Annotated in this window: 17 protein-coding genes; 9 read left to right on the top strand and 8 right to left on the bottom strand. The window is 59.6% G+C overall.

What is annotated here, in order from left to right:
- The first annotated feature begins 200 nt into the window (after positions 1 to 200).
- The 7 genes from urtA to AC13RE_RS19015 all read left to right on the top strand — a co-directional run bounded on the left by urtA (position 201) and on the right by AC13RE_RS19015 (position 6735).
- Entirely contained in the window at positions 201 to 1490 is a 1290-nt protein-coding gene (urtA, locus tag AC13RE_RS18985; RefSeq protein ID WP_112337771.1) for an urea ABC transporter substrate-binding protein, read from the top strand.
- Positions 1491 to 1557: 67 nt separating this feature from the next.
- On the top strand, positions 1558 to 3183 hold the full coding sequence (urtB, locus tag AC13RE_RS18990; RefSeq protein ID WP_488564074.1) for an urea ABC transporter permease subunit UrtB: 1626 nt from the start codon (positions 1558 to 1560) through the stop codon (positions 3181 to 3183).
- Positions 3180 to 4340: an urea ABC transporter permease subunit UrtC gene (urtC, locus tag AC13RE_RS18995; RefSeq protein WP_488483844.1), complete on the top strand. Its 1161-nt coding sequence runs from the start codon at positions 3180 to 3182 to the stop codon at positions 4338 to 4340. Before urtB ends, urtC begins: the two co-directional genes overlap by 4 nt.
- Before the next feature lie 4 nt (positions 4341 to 4344).
- Positions 4345 to 5100: an urea ABC transporter ATP-binding protein UrtD gene (urtD, locus tag AC13RE_RS19000; protein ID WP_132719507.1), complete on the top strand. Its 756-nt coding sequence runs from the start codon at positions 4345 to 4347 to the stop codon at positions 5098 to 5100.
- 1 nt (position 5101) lies between these two features.
- Entirely contained in the window at positions 5102 to 5797 is a 696-nt protein-coding gene (gene urtE / locus AC13RE_RS19005; RefSeq protein WP_132719509.1) for an urea ABC transporter ATP-binding subunit UrtE, read from the top strand.
- 321 nt (positions 5798 to 6118) lie between these two features.
- Positions 6119 to 6301, top strand: a complete 183-nt coding sequence (locus tag AC13RE_RS19010; protein ID WP_488564075.1) for a metal-sensing transcriptional repressor — start codon at positions 6119 to 6121, stop codon at positions 6299 to 6301.
- On the top strand, positions 6298 to 6735 hold the full coding sequence (locus AC13RE_RS19015; protein WP_132719513.1) for a YqaA family protein: 438 nt from the start codon (positions 6298 to 6300) through the stop codon (positions 6733 to 6735). Before AC13RE_RS19010 ends, AC13RE_RS19015 begins: the two co-directional genes overlap by 4 nt.
- 56 nt (positions 6736 to 6791) lie before the next feature.
- Here the strand turns inward: AC13RE_RS19015 and AC13RE_RS19020 are convergent, their stop codons facing one another.
- From AC13RE_RS19020 to AC13RE_RS19050, 7 genes are all read right to left on the bottom strand, one after another.
- Entirely contained in the window at positions 6792 to 7289 is a 498-nt protein-coding gene (locus AC13RE_RS19020) for a BON domain-containing protein (RefSeq protein WP_488564076.1), read from the bottom strand.
- 329 nt (positions 7290 to 7618) lie between these two features.
- On the bottom strand, positions 7619 to 8200 hold the full coding sequence (locus tag AC13RE_RS19025; protein ID WP_488564077.1) for an NAD(P)H-dependent oxidoreductase: 582 nt from the start codon (positions 8198 to 8200) through the stop codon (positions 7619 to 7621).
- Entirely contained in the window at positions 8197 to 9606 is a 1410-nt protein-coding gene (locus AC13RE_RS19030) for an FAD-binding oxidoreductase (protein WP_488564078.1), read from the bottom strand. Before AC13RE_RS19030 ends, AC13RE_RS19025 begins: the two co-directional genes overlap by 4 nt.
- Position 9607: 1 nt before the next feature.
- Positions 9608 to 10921, bottom strand: coding sequence for a cytosine deaminase (locus AC13RE_RS19035; protein ID WP_488564079.1), 1314 nt, complete (start codon positions 10919 to 10921; stop codon positions 9608 to 9610).
- Positions 10921 to 11790: an ABC transporter permease gene (locus AC13RE_RS19040; RefSeq protein WP_488564080.1), complete on the bottom strand. Its 870-nt coding sequence runs from the start codon at positions 11788 to 11790 to the stop codon at positions 10921 to 10923. The genes AC13RE_RS19035 and AC13RE_RS19040 overlap by 1 nt, the downstream gene beginning before the upstream one ends.
- A complete protein-coding gene (locus AC13RE_RS19045) occupies positions 11787 to 12611 on the bottom strand; it encodes an ABC transporter ATP-binding protein (RefSeq protein WP_488564081.1) in 825 nt (274 codons plus the stop codon). The genes AC13RE_RS19040 and AC13RE_RS19045 overlap by 4 nt, the downstream gene beginning before the upstream one ends.
- Positions 12612 to 12849: 238 nt before the next feature.
- Positions 12850 to 13866 carry an ABC transporter substrate-binding protein gene (locus AC13RE_RS19050; protein ID WP_488483835.1) on the bottom strand — a complete coding sequence of 339 codons (1017 nt, stop codon included), beginning with the start codon at positions 13864 to 13866 and terminating at the stop codon, positions 12850 to 12852.
- Positions 13867 to 14050: 184 nt separating this feature from the next.
- Between AC13RE_RS19050 and AC13RE_RS19055 the strand changes: the two genes are divergently transcribed.
- Positions 14051 to 15019, top strand: a complete 969-nt coding sequence (locus AC13RE_RS19055; protein WP_132720254.1) for a LysR family transcriptional regulator — start codon at positions 14051 to 14053, stop codon at positions 15017 to 15019.
- On the opposite strand, the gene AC13RE_RS19060 is transcribed toward AC13RE_RS19055, so the two are convergent.
- Entirely contained in the window at positions 15007 to 15804 is a 798-nt protein-coding gene (locus tag AC13RE_RS19060; RefSeq protein ID WP_132720270.1) for a creatininase family protein, read from the bottom strand. The two genes, AC13RE_RS19055 and AC13RE_RS19060, sit on opposite strands and share 13 nt — an antisense overlap.
- A gap of 436 nt (positions 15805 to 16240) precedes the next feature.
- Here AC13RE_RS19060 and AC13RE_RS19065 point away from each other — a divergent pair, with 436 nt between their 5' ends.
- The gene (locus AC13RE_RS19065) at positions 16241 to 16930 is read left to right on the top strand and encodes a carbonic anhydrase (protein ID WP_112337756.1); all 690 of its coding nucleotides are present in this window, start codon (positions 16241 to 16243) and stop codon (positions 16928 to 16930) included.
- The last annotated feature ends 4 nt before the right edge of the window (positions 16931 to 16934 follow it).

Genomic DNA, 16934 nt, shown 5'->3' on the forward strand with positions numbered 1-16934 from the left:
CCTTGGCGGTCCGATGACGTCGTAACATGGATCGATGCCTTGCTTAAGGGCGTCGGAGTGCCCAAAGCTGCACATTTCGCCCCGGCGTCTACGTCATTTTACGTATGTGGTTTCCTGAGGGCGCGCCGGATAGTCGCGGAAGGCAGCGGCTAATCCTTGTTTACCGGCCGTTGCGGCAGACAAAAAGAGGGGAACCACGGATGAAATTCAAGACTCTCGTCTCCGGCGCGCTGCTCGGCGCCATCATGTCCACCACAGCATTCCACGGCGCTTTCGCAGCCGACGACACCATCAAGGTCGGCGTCCTGCATTCGCTGTCCGGCACCATGGCGATCTCGGAAACGACGCTGAAGGATGCGATGCTGATGCTCATCGATGAGCAGAACAAGAAGGGCGGCGTTCTCGGCAAGAAGCTCGAGCCCGTCGTCGTCGACCCGGCCTCCGACTGGCCGCTCTTTGCTGAAAAGGCTCGTGAGCTGATCCAGAAGGACAAGGTCTCGGCCGTATTCGGCTGCTGGACCTCCGTGTCGCGCAAGTCGGTACTGCCGGTCTTCAAGGAACTGAATTCGATCCTGTTCTATCCGGTGCAGTTCGAAGGTGAGGAGTCCGAGCGTAACGTCTTCTACACCGGCGCTGCCCCGAACCAGCAGGCAATTCCGGCCGTCGACTATCTGATGAAGAACGAAGGCGTACAGCGCTGGGTGCTTGAAGGCACCGACTATGTCTATCCGCGCACGACCAACAAGATCCTCGAAGCCTATCTGAAGTCCAAGGGCGTCAAGGACGAAGACATCATCATCAACTACACGCCGTTCGGCTTCTCGGACTGGCAGACGGAAGTCTCCAAGATCAAGGCTTTCGGCGCGGCCGGCAAGAAGACCGCCGTCGTCTCCACCATCAACGGTGATGCCAACGTTCCCTTCTACAAGGAACTGGGCAACCAGGGCGTCAAGGCCGAGGATATCCCGGTCGTCGCCTTCTCGGTCGGCGAAGAAGAGCTTGCCGGTGTCGACACCAAGCCGCTTGTCGGCCATCTTGCCGCCTGGAACTACTTCCAGTCCGTCGACACGCCCGCCAACGCCGCCTTCATCAAGGAATGGCATGCCTATACCAAGAACGACAAGCGTGTGACCAACGACCCGATGGAAGCCGCCTATATCGGCTTCAACATGTGGGTGAAGGCAGTGGAGAAGGCCGGCACGACCGATCCGGACAAGGTGATCGACGCGCTCGTCGGCGTCTCGGTGCCGAACCTCACCGGGGGCACCGCCACCATGATGCCGAACCACTACATCACTAAGCCGGTCCTGATCGGCGAAGTGCAGGAAAACGGCCAGTTCGACGTCGTTTCGCAGACCCCCGCCGTGGTCGGCAAGGAATGGTCCGACTATCTGCCTGACAGCAAGGACCTGATCTCGGATTGGCGTATGCCGATGAACTGCGGCAACTTTAACGTCACCACCGGCAAGTGCGGCGGCAAGGGCTCCTGATGTCAGCCGACGCAAGATCGCCGCGGGCAGGCTTTTCTGGCCGCGGCAGCTTGAGGGGACTAGCGCAATGTTCGACAAATTCGTTTACCGTATCGCCCTGGCGCTGGTCGCCGGCTTCTGCCTGATGCTGGCGCTGACGGCGACAAGCCTGCGCGCCCAGGAAGACGCCCACGGCCTCATCAATTCCCTCGGCCAGGCCAATTTCCAGAAGGCCGGCGATATCGTCCAAAGCCTCGCGAAGTCAGGCGATCCAAAAGTGGTGCCGGCATTGCAGGCCTTTTCCGACGGTGATCTTTATATAAGAAAATCCGACAATCAGGTGTTTATCGCCAAATCCTCCGGCGACATGATGGATCTGGTGGATCCTTTGACCGGGCAAGCGGCCGGTCAGGAAGCCAAGGACAATCTCGGCAAGATCAAGATCAACAACAATCTGCGCCGTGCGGTTCGCGCGGCTCTCGGCAGTCTGACGCTGATGAGCCCGGATCGCGCGACGCGGCTAGAGGCGGCGCAATCCATTCTAAAGGCGCCGAGTGCGGATTCGCTGGACGCCGTCGAGACGGCACTGCAGAGCGAGAAGGATGCGGACATTCGCGGTGTGCTTGAACGCGCAAAAGCGGTTGCCGTGCTTGGCTCGGACCGTCCGATCGAAGATAAAAAGGCGGCGATCGAGACGATCAAGAACGAAGGCGGCCGCGATGCCATCGGCATTCTCTCATCGGTTTCCGTCGACGATAGCCTGAAACCCGCTGTGGCTGCCGCCATTGCCGGCATCCAGGATCAACTGAAGTTCTGGGATGCGGTGCAGAACGTCTGGTACGGCCTGTCGCTCGGCTCCGTCCTGCTGCTGGCCGCCATCGGCCTTGCGATTACCTTCGGTGTCATGGGCATCATCAACATGGCGCATGGCGAGATGGTGATGCTCGGCGCTTATTCGACCTTCGTCGTTCAAAGCATCATCCGCACCTCCTATCCCCAGCTATTCGACTGGTCGCTGGCGATTGCCCTGCCGGTCGCCTTCATTGTCACCGGCGCCGTCGGTCTCGTCATCGAGCGCGGCGTCATCCGCTTTCTTTATGGCCGACCGCTGGAAACGCTGCTCGCCACCTGGGGCATCTCGCTGATCCTGCAGCAGGCGGTGCGCTCGATCTTTGGGCCAACCAATCAGGAAGTCGGCAACCCGTCCTGGATGTCGGGTTCGTTCGACCTCGGCTATCTCTCGATCACCTGGAACCGGCTCTGGATCATCGTCTTTTCGCTCGCTGTCTTCGTGGCACTCCTGCTTCTCCTCAAGCGCTCGGCGTTTGGACTGCAAATGCGGGCGGTGACGCAGAACCGGCGCATGGCGTCTTCGATGGGGATCCGCACCTCCTGGGTCGACGCCTTCACCTTTGCGCTTGGGTCCGGCATCGCCGGCATGGCGGGTGTGGCGCTTTCGCAGATCGACAATGTCTCGCCGAACCTCGGTCAGGGCTATATTATCGACAGCTTCATGGTCGTGGTGTTCGGTGGCGTCGGCAATCTCTGGGGAACGCTCGTCGGCGCCTTCTCGCTCGGCATTCTCAACAAGTTCCTCGAGCCCTATGCGGGGGCGGTGCTCGGCAAGATCCTCGTCCTCGTCCTCATCATACTCTTCATCCAGAAACGTCCGCGCGGCCTCTTCGCGCTCAAGGGAAGGGCGGTGGAAGCATGATCACGGCCTTCATCCTCCGTTCGCTCGACCGCCGGATCAGCATCGCCATCGCGATCCTGCTTGCCGTCGCGGTGCTGGTGCCGCTGTCGAACCTGGCTCTGCCGGAAACGAGTGCGTTGCATGTGCCGACCTATCTCATGTCGCTCTTCGGCAAGTACCTGACCTATGCGCTGCTCGCCTTGGCGCTCGATCTGGTCTGGGGCTATTGCGGCATTCTCTCGCTCGGCCACGGCGCCTTCTTTGCGCTTGGCGGCTATGCGATGGGCATGTATCTGATGCGTCAGATCGGTTCGCGTGGCACCTACGGCAATCCGATCCTGCCCGACTTCATGGTCTTCCTGAATTGGAAGGAATTGCCGTGGTTCTGGTACGGCTTCGATCATTTCTGGTTCGCCATGCTGATGGTTCTCGCAGCACCCGGCCTGCTTGCCTTCGTCTTTGGCTGGTTTGCCTTCCGCTCGCGCGTCAATGGCGTCTATCTGTCGATCATCACGCAGGCGATGACCTATGCGCTGCTGCTTGCTTTCTTCCGCAACGACATGGGTTTCGGCGGCAATAACGGCCTGACCGACTTCAAGGATATTCTCGGTTTCAATATCCAGGCCGATGGCACGCGTGCCGTGCTGTTCGCTATTACGGCCGTGTTCCTGGCGCTGGCATTGATGCTGTCTTCGGCCATCGTGCGTTCGAAGTTCGGCAAGGTGCTTGTGGGCGTGCGCGACGCCGAAAGCCGTACGCGCTTTCTCGGCTATCGTGTCGAACATATGAAGCTCTTCGTCTTCGTCGTATCGGCCATGATGGCCGGTATTGCCGGCGCGCTCTACGTGCCGCAGATCGGCATCATCAATCCCGGCGAGTTTGCTCCTGCCAATTCGATCGAAGTGGTCATCTGGACGGCCGTCGGCGGCAGAGCCACCCTGATCGGGCCGATCATCGGCGCCATCCTCGTCAATGGCGGCAAGACTGTTTTCACCGGCCTGTTCCCCGATTTCTGGCTGTTTGCGCTTGGCGGCCTGTTCGTGGCCGTGACGTTGTTCCTGCCGAGAGGCATCGTTGGCACCATCGCGCACTATTTCGGCAAGACACGCCGACCGGCAAGCCCGCCGCCCAAGGCCGCGAAGGATGAAGCCCAAAAGTCCGTGCAGGCTGCGGAGTAGGACCATGATCCCGGATATCAAACCCAACAGCATGCTCTACCTCAACAACGTCTCCGTCTCCTTCGACGGATTCAAGGCTTTGAACTCGCTGTCGATCGTCATCGAGCCAGGGGAGCTTCGCGCAATCATCGGCCCGAACGGCGCCGGCAAGACGACGATGATGGATATCATCACCGGCAAGACCCGGCCCGACGAGGGCGAGGTATTCTTCAACGGCCAGGTCGATCTGACGAAGAAGGACGAGGCTGACATCGCCCAGCTCGGCATCGGTCGCAAATTTCAGAAGCCGACTGTCTTTGAAAGCCATACCGTCTGGGACAATCTTGAACTGGCGCTAAATCGGAACCGCGGCGTCTTTTCGACGCTCTTTTACCGCCTGACGCCTATCGATCGCGATCGTATCGAAGAAATCCTCGAGACGGTGCGGCTTTCGCATCGGCGCGACGAGCTGGCGGCCAATCTTTCCCACGGCCAGAAGCAGTGGCTGGAGATCGGCATGCTGCTCGCGCAGGAACCGAAGCTGCTTCTGGTCGATGAACCGGTGGCGGGCATGACGGATGCCGAGACGGCGGAAACCGCCGTGCTCTTGAAGGAAATCGCCAAGACGCGTTCGGTCGTGGTGGTCGAGCATGACATGGGCTTCATCCGCGATCTCGGCGTCAAGGTGACGTGCTTGGCGGAGGGATCGGTTCTGGCTGAAGGCTCGATCGATTTCGTCAGCAGCGATCCGAAGGTGATCGAGAATTATCTGGGGCGGTGAGATGCTGACAGTCGAAAACGCAAATCTGCACTATGGCGCCGCTCAGGCGCTGCGCGGCATCTCCGTCAAGGCGGAGATGGGCAAGATCACCTGCGTGCTTGGGCGCAATGGCGTCGGCAAGAGCTCGCTCTTGCGCGCTGTCACCGGGCAGCATGCCTTGTCGGCCGGCACCGTTGCCTTCAACGGCGTAACGCTGAACGGCATGGCGCCGTTCGCGCGCGCGAAGCAGGGGATTGGCTATGTGCCGCAGGGACGCGAGATCTTTCCGCTTTTGACCGTGAAGGAAAATCTCGAGACCGGTTATGCGCCGCTCTCACGTCGTGACCGCAATATTCCGGATGACATTTACAGCCTGTTTCCCGTATTGAAATCCATGCTGTCGCGCCGTGGCGGCGACCTTTCGGGCGGACAGCAGCAGCAACTGGCGATCGGCCGGGCGATGGTGACGCGGCCGAAGATCCTGGTTTTGGACGAGCCGACCGAGGGTATCCAGCCGTCGATCATCAAGGATATCGGCCGGGCGATCCGTTATCTCAGGGATTCCACCGGCATGGCGATCCTGCTGGTCGAGCAATATCTCGATTTCTGCCGCGAGCTTGCCGACTACGTCTACATCATGGATCGCGGTGAGATCGTTCATGAGGGGCTGGCTGAAACGCTGGATACAGCGGAGGCTCGCAGGCATCTGACCGTTTGAATAACTGTCTCAGGTTCATTCATCTGAAGCGAGGCGTTGAGAAGGCGATACTACAGTCTAACCCTTGAGAGCTAGGCAGCCGAATTCGCAAAGTGATCCGCAGGCCCGCAGGATCCCAGAAACGGTCGATCGAACCTCTCAACTCTCGTGCCGTCATGCGTTCGAGGTGCGGCCCAAATCCTTTGGGCGCTTGCGGTGATTGAACGGACGACCCGCCCTTCTCGGCGTACCAAACTCCAATTCAAACCCCTCGACCCCTGGTCAAGTGCGCGACCAGACCGACGTTGACAATCATGCTCTCTTGCTGGGATACGGAGCGTCATGACGGAACACATTCGCGCTCCCCATCCAAAGGCGGTCAAGCGGCTCAGGCGCTCTGAAGACCACGTGAATAGCGTCACCAGTATGCTCGGGGGCGGCAAGCCGTGTCTTGACATTGCTCGGCAATTATCGGTGGCCGACCGACGAATTCAACACCATTACGAAATACCTTTGGCGGCATGACCGACCTATTGGCTTATTTCGGATTGTTCATGGCAGCCTTCGGTGCCGCAACGATCCTGCCGATGCAATCGGAGGCGGTGCTTGCTGGCCTGCTTCTGACCGGGAGATACTCCGCGCTCTGGCTGGTGGTTACCGCCGGGGTCGGCAATATTCTGGGTTCGCTCGTCAATTGGATGCTGGGAAGGGGGATCGAACGATTTCGACAGCGCCGTTGGTTCCCAGTTGGTCAGGATACCCTCGATCGTGCGCAGGCATGGTATCGAAAATATGGAAAATGGTCTCTGCTTGCGAGCTGGGTGCCCATCGTCGGAGACCCGATAACGGTGGTCGCCGGCGTTCTGCGCGAGCCGTTGCCAACCTTCCTGCTGCTGGTGACGATTGCCAAGCTCGGGCGTTACGTCATCGTGGCGCTGGCCACGATGAATCTGGCATGACATCTGACGAGCGGACGTTGGCCGCCCCGCCATCGTTGCCGTCCGGCTCCAACTCGCTATTCCTCATCGGGCATATGAGAATCGACGCCGAGCGTTTCGAGGTTGTTATGCACCCCCACGACACCTGGAACCGTCAGAACGATCTCCTCGAGATTGCGCGCCAACGAAATCGTCTCGACGCGCCCCTCCAGCGTGATAATCCCGTCGACGCAATGCACTTCGATGTTGTCGCTTACGACTTTGCCGCTTTCTTCGAGCCGCTCGGTGATCTGCGCCTCCAACTCGTCATCGTCAATTCTGCTGGCTGGCAAGGGAGCGGTCGTATCCACCCTATCTTCGCGACCTGACTCGTCGGCGGTATCTACGGTGAATCCTGTACTTGGATCCTCGTCGAAATTGGCCGGTGTGTCGCCGTAGGGAGTATTGTCGGGATGGCTTTCCAACGGATTGCCATCGACATCCGAATAGGGCCAGCCATCTCGAATTTCCCGATCCTCGTAATCGCGATAGTCTTCTTCGCGAGACAACGGGTTTGGTTTACGTGGCGGTGCCATGTTGACCTCCTTACAGCCACCTATCATCTGGAATGATCTAACAGCAGCAATGGGGAAATGTTCCCTTCGCTTGGCCGACGCAGGTCTTCGATCGACCCAATTCGTCGCGGCATCTGGCCGTTTGTGAAGTTTCGCGGCAGGTTGCCGCTCAGTCAGCGGCGGCGATTGAAATCGCTATCTGCCTTCCGTCCGGGATTGAATACGAATGCCGATGGCTTGGAATCTGATATCGAACGCCGTATTTCCTGGTCCTAGGTGTCCACGAACCTGACCGCTACTTCCGACAGAAGTGCTTGCACGTTCGCGGTCCGACGAAAACCGGAAATGCTCTAGAACCGTTCCATCTCTTGACCGACCTTCGTCAGAAATCGGTTACGGGACATGTCGGTCGAGCGGTTCATGTCGTAGTGAGCAAGGAAGACGACCGGGGCGAAGGGTTTGATCTGGGCACGCAGCACGCGCTTGACGATCTTCTTCGGCGGATTGCCGGCGACGAAGGCGCGAAACGGATCGGCGCCATAGGTCAAGATCGCGCCGAGCTTACGGATATGCTGCAGCTTTGAGCGCACCTTGCCGTCGACGAGTTCGAAGGAGACGCCCGGAAGCCAGACCCTGTCGAAATAGCCCTTGAGAATGGCCGGAAAGCCGAAATTCCAGACCGGGGTAACGATCACCAGGGCTTCGGTGCGTTCGAGCCGTTCGACATAGGATTTGACCGCCTCGGTATTGTCCGGATAATCGTGGTAGATCATGCGGTCGCGACGCGACAGCACGGGATCGAAACCTTCCGCGTAAAGATTGCAATCGTCCACCTCGTGGCCGGCGCTCTTCAGGCTTTCAATGGTTTTCCGGTGCAGCGCTGCACCGTAGCTTTCCTCAACTGGATGGGAATGAAGGACCAGAACCTTCATGAAGCCTCCATCAGCGCCGCGAGGCCGGGGAAGAGATAGTTCTTGCCGGATTTGAAGTCGAAATTCGGGTCGTCCCAGGCGATCATCTTGCCGGGATTGAGCAGGCCCTTCGGGTCGGTCTCCTTCTTGAAGGCAAGCTGGACCGCATCCGTCTGCTTCATGCCGCCTTCCTCCAGCGTATAGCGATGCGGATTGAAGATCGGGCAGCCATGATCCTGGTGAATCCTAATGATCTCCTCGAGCCGAGCCTCGGAGGTATAGCGAACCAGCGGTAGGCCCGAGCATTGGATCTGACCGTCGAACCTGATGAATTCGAGATGGCCGGGCACCTCGTCGCCGAAGATTTCCACCATCTTCCGGACCTTGGCGACATGATCCGGCCCCGGATACTGCACCTGCAGATAGGTGATCGACGGATCGACCTTCAGGGCGCGCAATGTGGTGTGGTTCCAGGCAAGCTCATAGGCATGCGGAATGCCTTTCATGCTCTCGACCTTGTCGGAGCGGAAGGTGATTTCACCCTTCTGCTGTATGGTGAGGGCGACGAATGGCTCCATCGAATGCGGCGCAATCATCAGCGCCACGATCGATTGCCCCTGACGGATATAGGGCTTGTGGCGGGTAAAATAGTCCTGCGGGATGGGAGCGGCGATCGGGGCGATCTCCTTGACCAGAATGCCGTTGCATTTGGCAAGCGCGTCGGAAAAGCGCACGGCGTCCATGAAGTCGTCATAGCCGACCAGCACGTCGATCCAATCATAGGCCGGCGCCAGCGGCATTTCGATTTCGGTGATGATGCCATTGGTGCCGTAGGCATGGCTGACCTTGGTCAGATCCCAGCCAGTGAGATCGAGCGTGCGGGGTTCGGCTTCCATCGTCACGACGCGTAGCCGCAGGATGTTGCCGAGATCGCGCAGGCCGCCCCAGGTGATCGAGCCGACACCGCCCGAGCCGCCGGCGATGAAGCCGCCGATCGTTGCGGTCTGCGCGGTCGAGGGATGGAAGCGCAGTTCCTGGCCCGAATGGGCCTTGGTCTGCCGGTCGAGCTCGGCAATGACGATGCCGGGCTCGCAGATAACGCGGCCGGGATGGATCTCCTTGATCCTGTTCATGGCGGCAAGGTTGAGCACGATGCCGCCGGAAAGCGGCATGGCCTGGCCGTAATTACCGGTGCCGGCGCCGCGCGGCGTGACGGGGACGTCATGCGCATAGGCGACCTTCAACGTGCGGATCACCTCCTCTTCGGTCTTCGGCGTGACGACGAGATCGGCCGTGACATTGTCGAGCTGGGCCTTCAAGATCGGCGAATACCAGTAGAAGTCACGGCTTTTCTGGCGCACGAGCGCCGGATTGTCTTCGACGGCGATGCCTTCGAGTTCTTTCTTGATGCGCTGATAATCCGGCATGTCAGGCTCCAATGACGCTGTCGAGTTCACGATAATCCGGCAGGCTGCGATCGATCACCTTGCCCTTGCGAAGGACGACGCGATCGGACTGCGGACGAGAGAGGAATTCGCTCCAGCGCCGCGCGCTGAAAAGCACGAGGTCGGCCGGGCTGCCGACGGCGATCCGCCCGATATCCGGGCGGCCAAGTATCTCTGCGGGCGAGGTGGTGATGACCCTTGCAGCCGTATCCAGCGGATGGTCGAGATGCAGGATGCGCACCGCTTCTCGGAACACTTCGACCGGATCGAGATCGCCATAGGCGTAGAAGGGGTCGCGCGTATTGTCGGAGGCCACGGCTGTCGGAACACCGGCGGCGGCAAGCTCGTGCAGAAGCGTGACGCCGCGCCAGCGTGGTGTACGCCCGGCATGGCGGTCCTGCAGGTACATGTTGCACATCGGCAGCGAAACGATGGAGATCCCGGTCTTGGCAACGAGATCGATGGTGGCGCGCGCGACATCTTCATCCTGCCGGGCAAGAGAGCAGCAATGGCCGGCGGTGACCTTGCCCTGGTAGCCATTTCGCAACACGGCTTCAGCAATCGCCTTCAGTGTCAGCACCTGCTTATCCTCGGTCTCGTCGACATGCAGGTCGATATCGAGGCCGTTGTCGGCGGCGGCACGGAAGAGCTTATCAAGTTGAGCATCCAGATCGGGGTTCATCTGGGTGACACCGCCCATCAACCCGCCTGCCTCGCGCACGACGCGAAGCAGGTCGGCGAAAAAGGCATCATCGACCATGGTGTCGAGCGGAAAGAGAGCGACAGCCTGTAGCGCGATCTTGCTCTTCCAGGACTCGCGGACCGAGGTGAAAACTTCGAAGGAAATGCGGTGCTGCGGAGCCAGCGAATCCAGATGGGTGCGGATCAGGCCGGTACCATGCGCGTAAGCCGAGCGCAGCGAGAATTCCATGCGCTTGCGCACGTCCTCGGCCGACCAGTTGGCCTCGCGGTCGGCACGCACGGCATCGAGCGCACCCATGAAACTGCCGTCCGGGTTAGAGCGCCGCTCCCATATATGGCCCTTATCGAGATGGGTGTGCATGTCGGCGAAAGTCGGCCAGACCATACCTTCCTTCATGTCGACTTTGGCATATTCGACTGGCGCGGTGCCAGGCGCCAGAATACCGTTGACGAGACCGTCAGTGACGACGATATCGGCCTTGACGAGACCCTCGTTGCCAGGCGTCTTGGAGCCGGAAAGCGTCACGGCTGGGACGGTGGCATTGCTCAGCACGAAGCGGGCGGCGTTCGGCGGCGACATGAAGGCGTGTGACATCAGTTCTCCCGCTTGAGGCTGCTTTCATGCCAGCGATGCAGGCTCAGCCATGAGATGAAAGAGGTAAAGGCGAAGATTGCAACGCCAAGCGCCGATAGCAGCAGGAGTGCTGCAAAGAGACGCGGCATGTTCTGGCGGTATTGCGCCTCCAGCAGTCGAAAGGCGAGACCGGAGTTCGGGCCGCCCGAACCAGCAGCGAATTCGGCAACGACCGATGCGATCAGCGACAGGCCGCCGCCGATCCTCAAGCCCGTCATGAAATAGGGCTGGGCGGCGGGCAGCTTCAAATGAAGCAAGGCCTGCCAGCGCGAGGCGCCATTGAGATCGAAGAGGTTGAGCAGGTTATGGTCGACGCTCTTCAATCCCTGCACCATGTTGGAGAGGATCGGAAAGAAGGCGACGAGGAAGCCGCAAATTAAGAGCGCTGCTTCGCGTGTCGGCGCATAGATCAGGATCAGCGGCGCAATCGCGACGATCGGCGTTACCTGAAGGATGACGGCCAGCGGATAGAAGGCGAGTTCGATCCAGCGGGACTGCACGAGGAAGATCGCGAAGCCGACGCCGCCGATCAGCGCTAGGATCAGTGATACGAAGGTGATCTCGGTCGTCACCCACAGAGCCGGCCACAGGATGCCCCAGTCGGAAACGAGCGCCTTGGCGACGGCGATGGGGCTTGGCAGAATATATTGCGGAATGCCGGTGCCGACGACCAGAAGCTGCCAGAGGATAAGAAGCGCAAGCACGGTCAGGATCGGCACGAAGATGCCGAGTGCGCGTTCGATACTGCGCTTCCTGGCTGCATCTGCCGCCGGCGCATCGGCCGATTCAACGGAAAGAGTGGCGGGCAGGCTGGTGCTGTCGCTCATCAATGGGCCTCCGGCCAGCCGATGGCCTCGATCAGGGAACGGGACACTTTTTCGCACACCTGCCGATATTCTTCCGACGAACGATAAAGCGGATCGCGCTCGCCGCTGGTTTTCAGCGGAAAATCGCTATGAACGCGGCCCGGTCGTGCCTTCATGACGACGATACGATTGGAGAGATAGGCGGACTCATAGACCGAATGCGTGACGAAGATGACTGTAATGCCGGTCTTCTGCCAAAGGTTGAGAACGTCGTCGTTCAGTTTCTGTCGGGTAATTTCGTCGAGTGCCGCGAAGGGCTCGTCCATCAACAGCAGCTTCGGCTTCGTCACCAAGGCGCGGGCGATCGAAACGCGCATCTTCATGCCGCCGGACAATTCGCGCGGATAGGCTTGCGCAAAATCCTGGAGGCCGACCGTTGCCAGCGTTTCCATGATCTGGTCGTGAGCGGCCGCTTTCGAAATACCCCTGAGCTTCAAGGGCAGATGGACGTTGCCGAGCACCGTCTTCCAGGGAAGCAGCGTCGGCTCCTGGAAGACAAAGCTGATATCGCCCTCCGGCAGGCCCTTGGCGTTGATGCGCGAACTCGGCCAATCGATCCTGCCACTGGAGGCACCACCAAGGCCTGCGATGATGCGCAAGGCCGTCGACTTGCCGCAACCGGAAGGGCCGAGCAGGCTGATGAACTCGCCGCTCTCCACATTGAGCGACATGCCCGACAGCGCCAGCGTGCCGTTGGAGAAGACCTTGGAGACCTGTTCCATGACGACGAGTGGCCGCTTGCGCATTTCCGCGGGGGGGGCAGTGGTTGCTTTGGATAGGTTCATATCCGGTTCTCTGTCGAAGTCAGCAATTGGGTTTCGAGCAAGAAGTGCCCATCACCCTAGCCCTCTCCCCGCTTGCGGGGAGAGGGGACGATCGTTTTCGTGGCACTCATTACAATCGCAACAGCCTGTGACGGCAGTTGCTGCTTTCGCGGTTCAGCGGGTGGCGCTTCTTGCTCCGTCGCGCCCTGTCCCCGCAAGCGGGGAGAGGGCTGGGGTGAGTGGCTGCCTTGCGCCAATGTTACTTCTTCAGCGACATCCCGATGCCCTTGCAGACGAACTGCGTATCGAAGGCCTTCTTGTAGTCGATGTCGGCATCGAAGAGCTTGATCTGGACCATCTCGTCGAAGAACTTCTTGTAGTGGGCCTCGGTGAGGCAGCCGATGCCCTTGTCGAGGGCCTCGCCGGATTCGACGATGCCATATTCCTTCATCTTGGCGATAGAATAGGCGATCTGGCCATCCGTCATATCGGGATTGTCTTTCTTAATCAGCTCGTTGGCCGCCTTGTTGTCGCCGTAGAGATAATTGTACCAGCCCTCGATCGAGGCATTGACGAAACGTTGCACGAGATCCGGGTTCTTGTCGACCAGCGCCTTCTGCGCGGTGATCATCGTCGAATAGGGCGAGTAGCCGGCATCCGCGATCAGGAAGACCTTCGGCTTCCATCCGGCCTGCTTCTCGATCTCATAGGGCTCGGAGGTGACATAACCCTGCTGCGCGGACTGCTTGTCGGCGAGGAAGGGAGCGGGGCTGAAATTGTAGGGCTTGAACTGTTCGTCCTTGAAGCCCGGGAAGTTCGCCTTCATCCACTCGAAATAGGTGATGTAGCCGTCCTTGCTTAGGAACAACGTCGGCAACTTGGCCAGATCCTCGAATTTTTCCACGCCGGCATCCGGATGGGCGATCAGCACCTGCGGATCTTTCTGGAAGATCGCCGCGACGTCAACGATCGGAATGCCCTGCTTGACCGCATCAATCTCCTGCTGCGGGCCGCCCATGTAGAAATCCAGCTTGCCGGAGATCAGTAGGGCCGAATTGGCCGCATTGGGACCGCCCTGGACGATCGTGACATCAAGACCATATTTCTTGTAGGTGCCGTCGGCAACCGCCTGGTAGAAACCGCCGTGCTCGGCTTGCGCAAGCCAGTTCGTGCCGTAGCTGACTTTATCGAGCGCATTTGCAGGCTCGGCAGCCATAATCGCGGCGGCAAGCCCCATGGCGGCAAAGAATGTTTTTGTCTTCAAGGCTTTATACATGGCTGACTGTTCCCCTTATCTGCCATGGGACGTCGTGGTTGGCGCCCATTTCCTGCATTTGAGCGGTTGCTTCGCTCTTTGAAAAGCATCAAAATTCGTGCGCATTGATGCCTTTTCGGCATCTGTTCCCGGGTCTGTGCCTAAATTGTGCGGTCTGGGCAAAAATTAAGCAATGGGGACAGATATGCTGCACTCGCGACGGCTTCTCTATATCAATGAAATCGCCCGCTGCGGCTCGATCCGTAAGGCGGCAGCACGGCTCAATGTGGCCTCGTCGGCCATCAACCGGCAGATCCTGGCGCTGGAAGAGGAAATGGGGGCGCCGCTTTTCGAACGGCTGCCTCGCGGGCTCAGACTGACGGCGGCCGGCGAGCTCTGTATCGAGCATATCCGCGAGGTTCTGAAGAATTACGAGCGGCTTGAGGGCCGCATTCGCAGTCTCAAGATGCAGCAGGCGGGCAAGGTTCGTATCGTCGCCACTGTCGGCCTGGCCTCAGGTCCGCTACCCGAGATCATCGCGCGTTTTCTTTCCGAGCATCCAAGGGTCTTCGTCCAGCTGCGCAACGATGCCGGATCGACGACGATGGCGCCGGTCGTCTCCGGAGAAGTGGATCTCGGGCTTGGCTTCAACATTCCGGCAACGCCTGGCATTCGCTCCCTTGCCAATTTCGATATACCGATCGGCGTCGTCCTGCCGCCCGGTCATCCGCTGATCGGGCCCGGACCCATCAATCTCGCCGATGTCGTGGAGGAGCGGCTATTGCTTGCGCAGCCCGGGACGAGCCTGCGAGAGGTCATCAATCTGATGCTTTCGCGTCTTTCCGTACAGGTCGAACCTGTGCTGGAGAGCAATGCGTCGGAAATGCTGAAGCAGCTGGTAAAATGCGGGGCAGGGCTGACACTGCTCAACCCCCTTGATGTGCTGACCGAATGTCGCCGGGGAGAGCTGGTCTTCCGGCCGATCGCCGAGCCTCATTCGCGGCATCAACCGATGAAGCTCGTTGCCCGTGCACGAGCGCCGCTCGACGCCGCCACCAGCCTCTTCGTCGAATACCTGCTTGCCGAGCTTGCAGGGATGGTCGAGGAATTGCAGGCGAAGGGGCATATCATGCCGCCCTCCGAACGCCGCCGCACGGACGCCTATTTCGAATAGAGGTTGGCAAGCGGGTAATCGCGGAGATCACGCAGCATCTCGATGAAGCCAGCGATCTCGTGGCGGCAGATGAGCGCGCCCTTTTCCGCCGTGCCGTTGGCGGCATTGCCGACGACGCCGTTCGGATTGAGATCGTGGGCGATCCAGGCGAGCGAATGTGGCGGCAAAGGCTGCAGATATTTGGAATGCTCTTTCATCCATTCGGCCTTGGAGGCGAAATTCTCAGCCTTGTCCATGCGCACGAGTTCGGGCCGGAAGTGCAGCATAAGCGACGTTTCGACATCGCCGCCGTGAATGCCGAAGCGTTGCTCATGTTCGTCGATCATGCCGTCAGGCGTGCCGAAGCGTGTCCATTGCGTGGCGACGACGGCCATCTGGTAGCGCACGCGCAGTTCGCGCGCGACGATGCTCATAATATCCACGTTTCCGCCGTGGGAATTGACGATCACCATCTTGCGGATGCCAGCCTCGGCCACTTTCGCGCCGATGGCGGTCCAGACCGGGATCAGCAGCTCTGCGGGGAGCGACAGCGTGCCGGGACCGTAGACATGTTCGTTGGCCTTGCCGATCTCCTGCAGCGGCAGCACGAGAAAATCGAGATCGTCCGGACGCTGCACCTTCAATTCCGCCAGCATGCCTTCAGCGATCGCGACATCCGTCGCGATCGGCAGATGCGGACCGTGCTGTTCCGTCGAGGCGATCGGCAGGATCGCGATCGTGGTGTCTGGCGAAAGCTCGGCGAAATCATGGGTATTGAGTTCGTTCCAATAGAAGGGCTTCGTCATTGCCATGTCCTCTCGTCAGCGCCTGTTGCTCAACGGATACGGCAAGGATGGTAACGGTGGAAAGCATCAATTTGCGGCCGTGCCGCTGCCTTTTTGCGTGCGCTGACCGATGGGCAAACTTGGAATAGGGCAGAAGCGATGCGGCAACCGAAGCATTCCGCATCGGTAAAGAGCGTGACTGCCGCGCCGATTGACGCTGTTGGAACGAAATCGCTTCGTTCGGGTGCGGGCGCACAATATGAATCCCAGGTCGATTCAAACCATCTCACAGTTCACTCACAAGAATTTTATAAATTAGATTCACCTAAATTCATTTCCGCTATTTTCTTCCAGTCACCCGTTCCTATCTCGCACTTGCGAAATGATCGCGCATTCCAACCCGCCGGGCATGGGTACGCCCCCTGCCTGCCGTCCGGCCCATCACAAGGACTCGACAATGGGTGATTTGCTCAAGGGTATCTCCAGCTTTCGCGGAGCCGTATTTCCCGACCATCAGGCACTTTATCGCAGGCTGGCGGAGGAGGGACAGCAACCACAAGCGCTGATGATTTCCTGCGCCGACAGCCGGGTGATGCCTGAAACGATCACGCAATCCGGCCCCGGCGAACTTTTCGTTTGCCGCAATGCCGGAAATATCGTTCCTCCGTTTTCCACCGCCAATGGCGGCGTATCATCGGCGATAGAATATGCCGTCGTCGCGCTGGGCGTTCGCGATATCATCGTCTGCGGGCACTCCGATTGCGGCGCTATGAAAGGGCTTTGCTATCCCGATCTCCTGAAGCCGATGCCGAATGTCGCTGCGTGGCTGAAACACAGCCATGCTGCCCATTCGATCGTTTGCGAAGCCTATCCTGGCGATCTGCCCGAGCGCCAAAGGGTCCGCGCCATTGCCATGGAAAACGTCGTTGTTCAGCTTGACCATCTGCGCACGCATCCTTCGGTCGCGGCCAAGCTGGCGACCAACGACATTACCCTGCATGGCTGGTTTTTCGACATCGAGACCGGGGAGGTGCTCGTTTATGACGGTGCCGCCGCTCGGTTCACGGATATCAATGAGGACAGGCCCTTGCCCGTCGCCGTCACCGGTCGTGGTCGTCCGCATGTGATGCCGCAAGCTGCGGAGTAGGCCG

The organism is Martinezella sp. CNPSo 3959 (genome assembly GCF_057784355.1).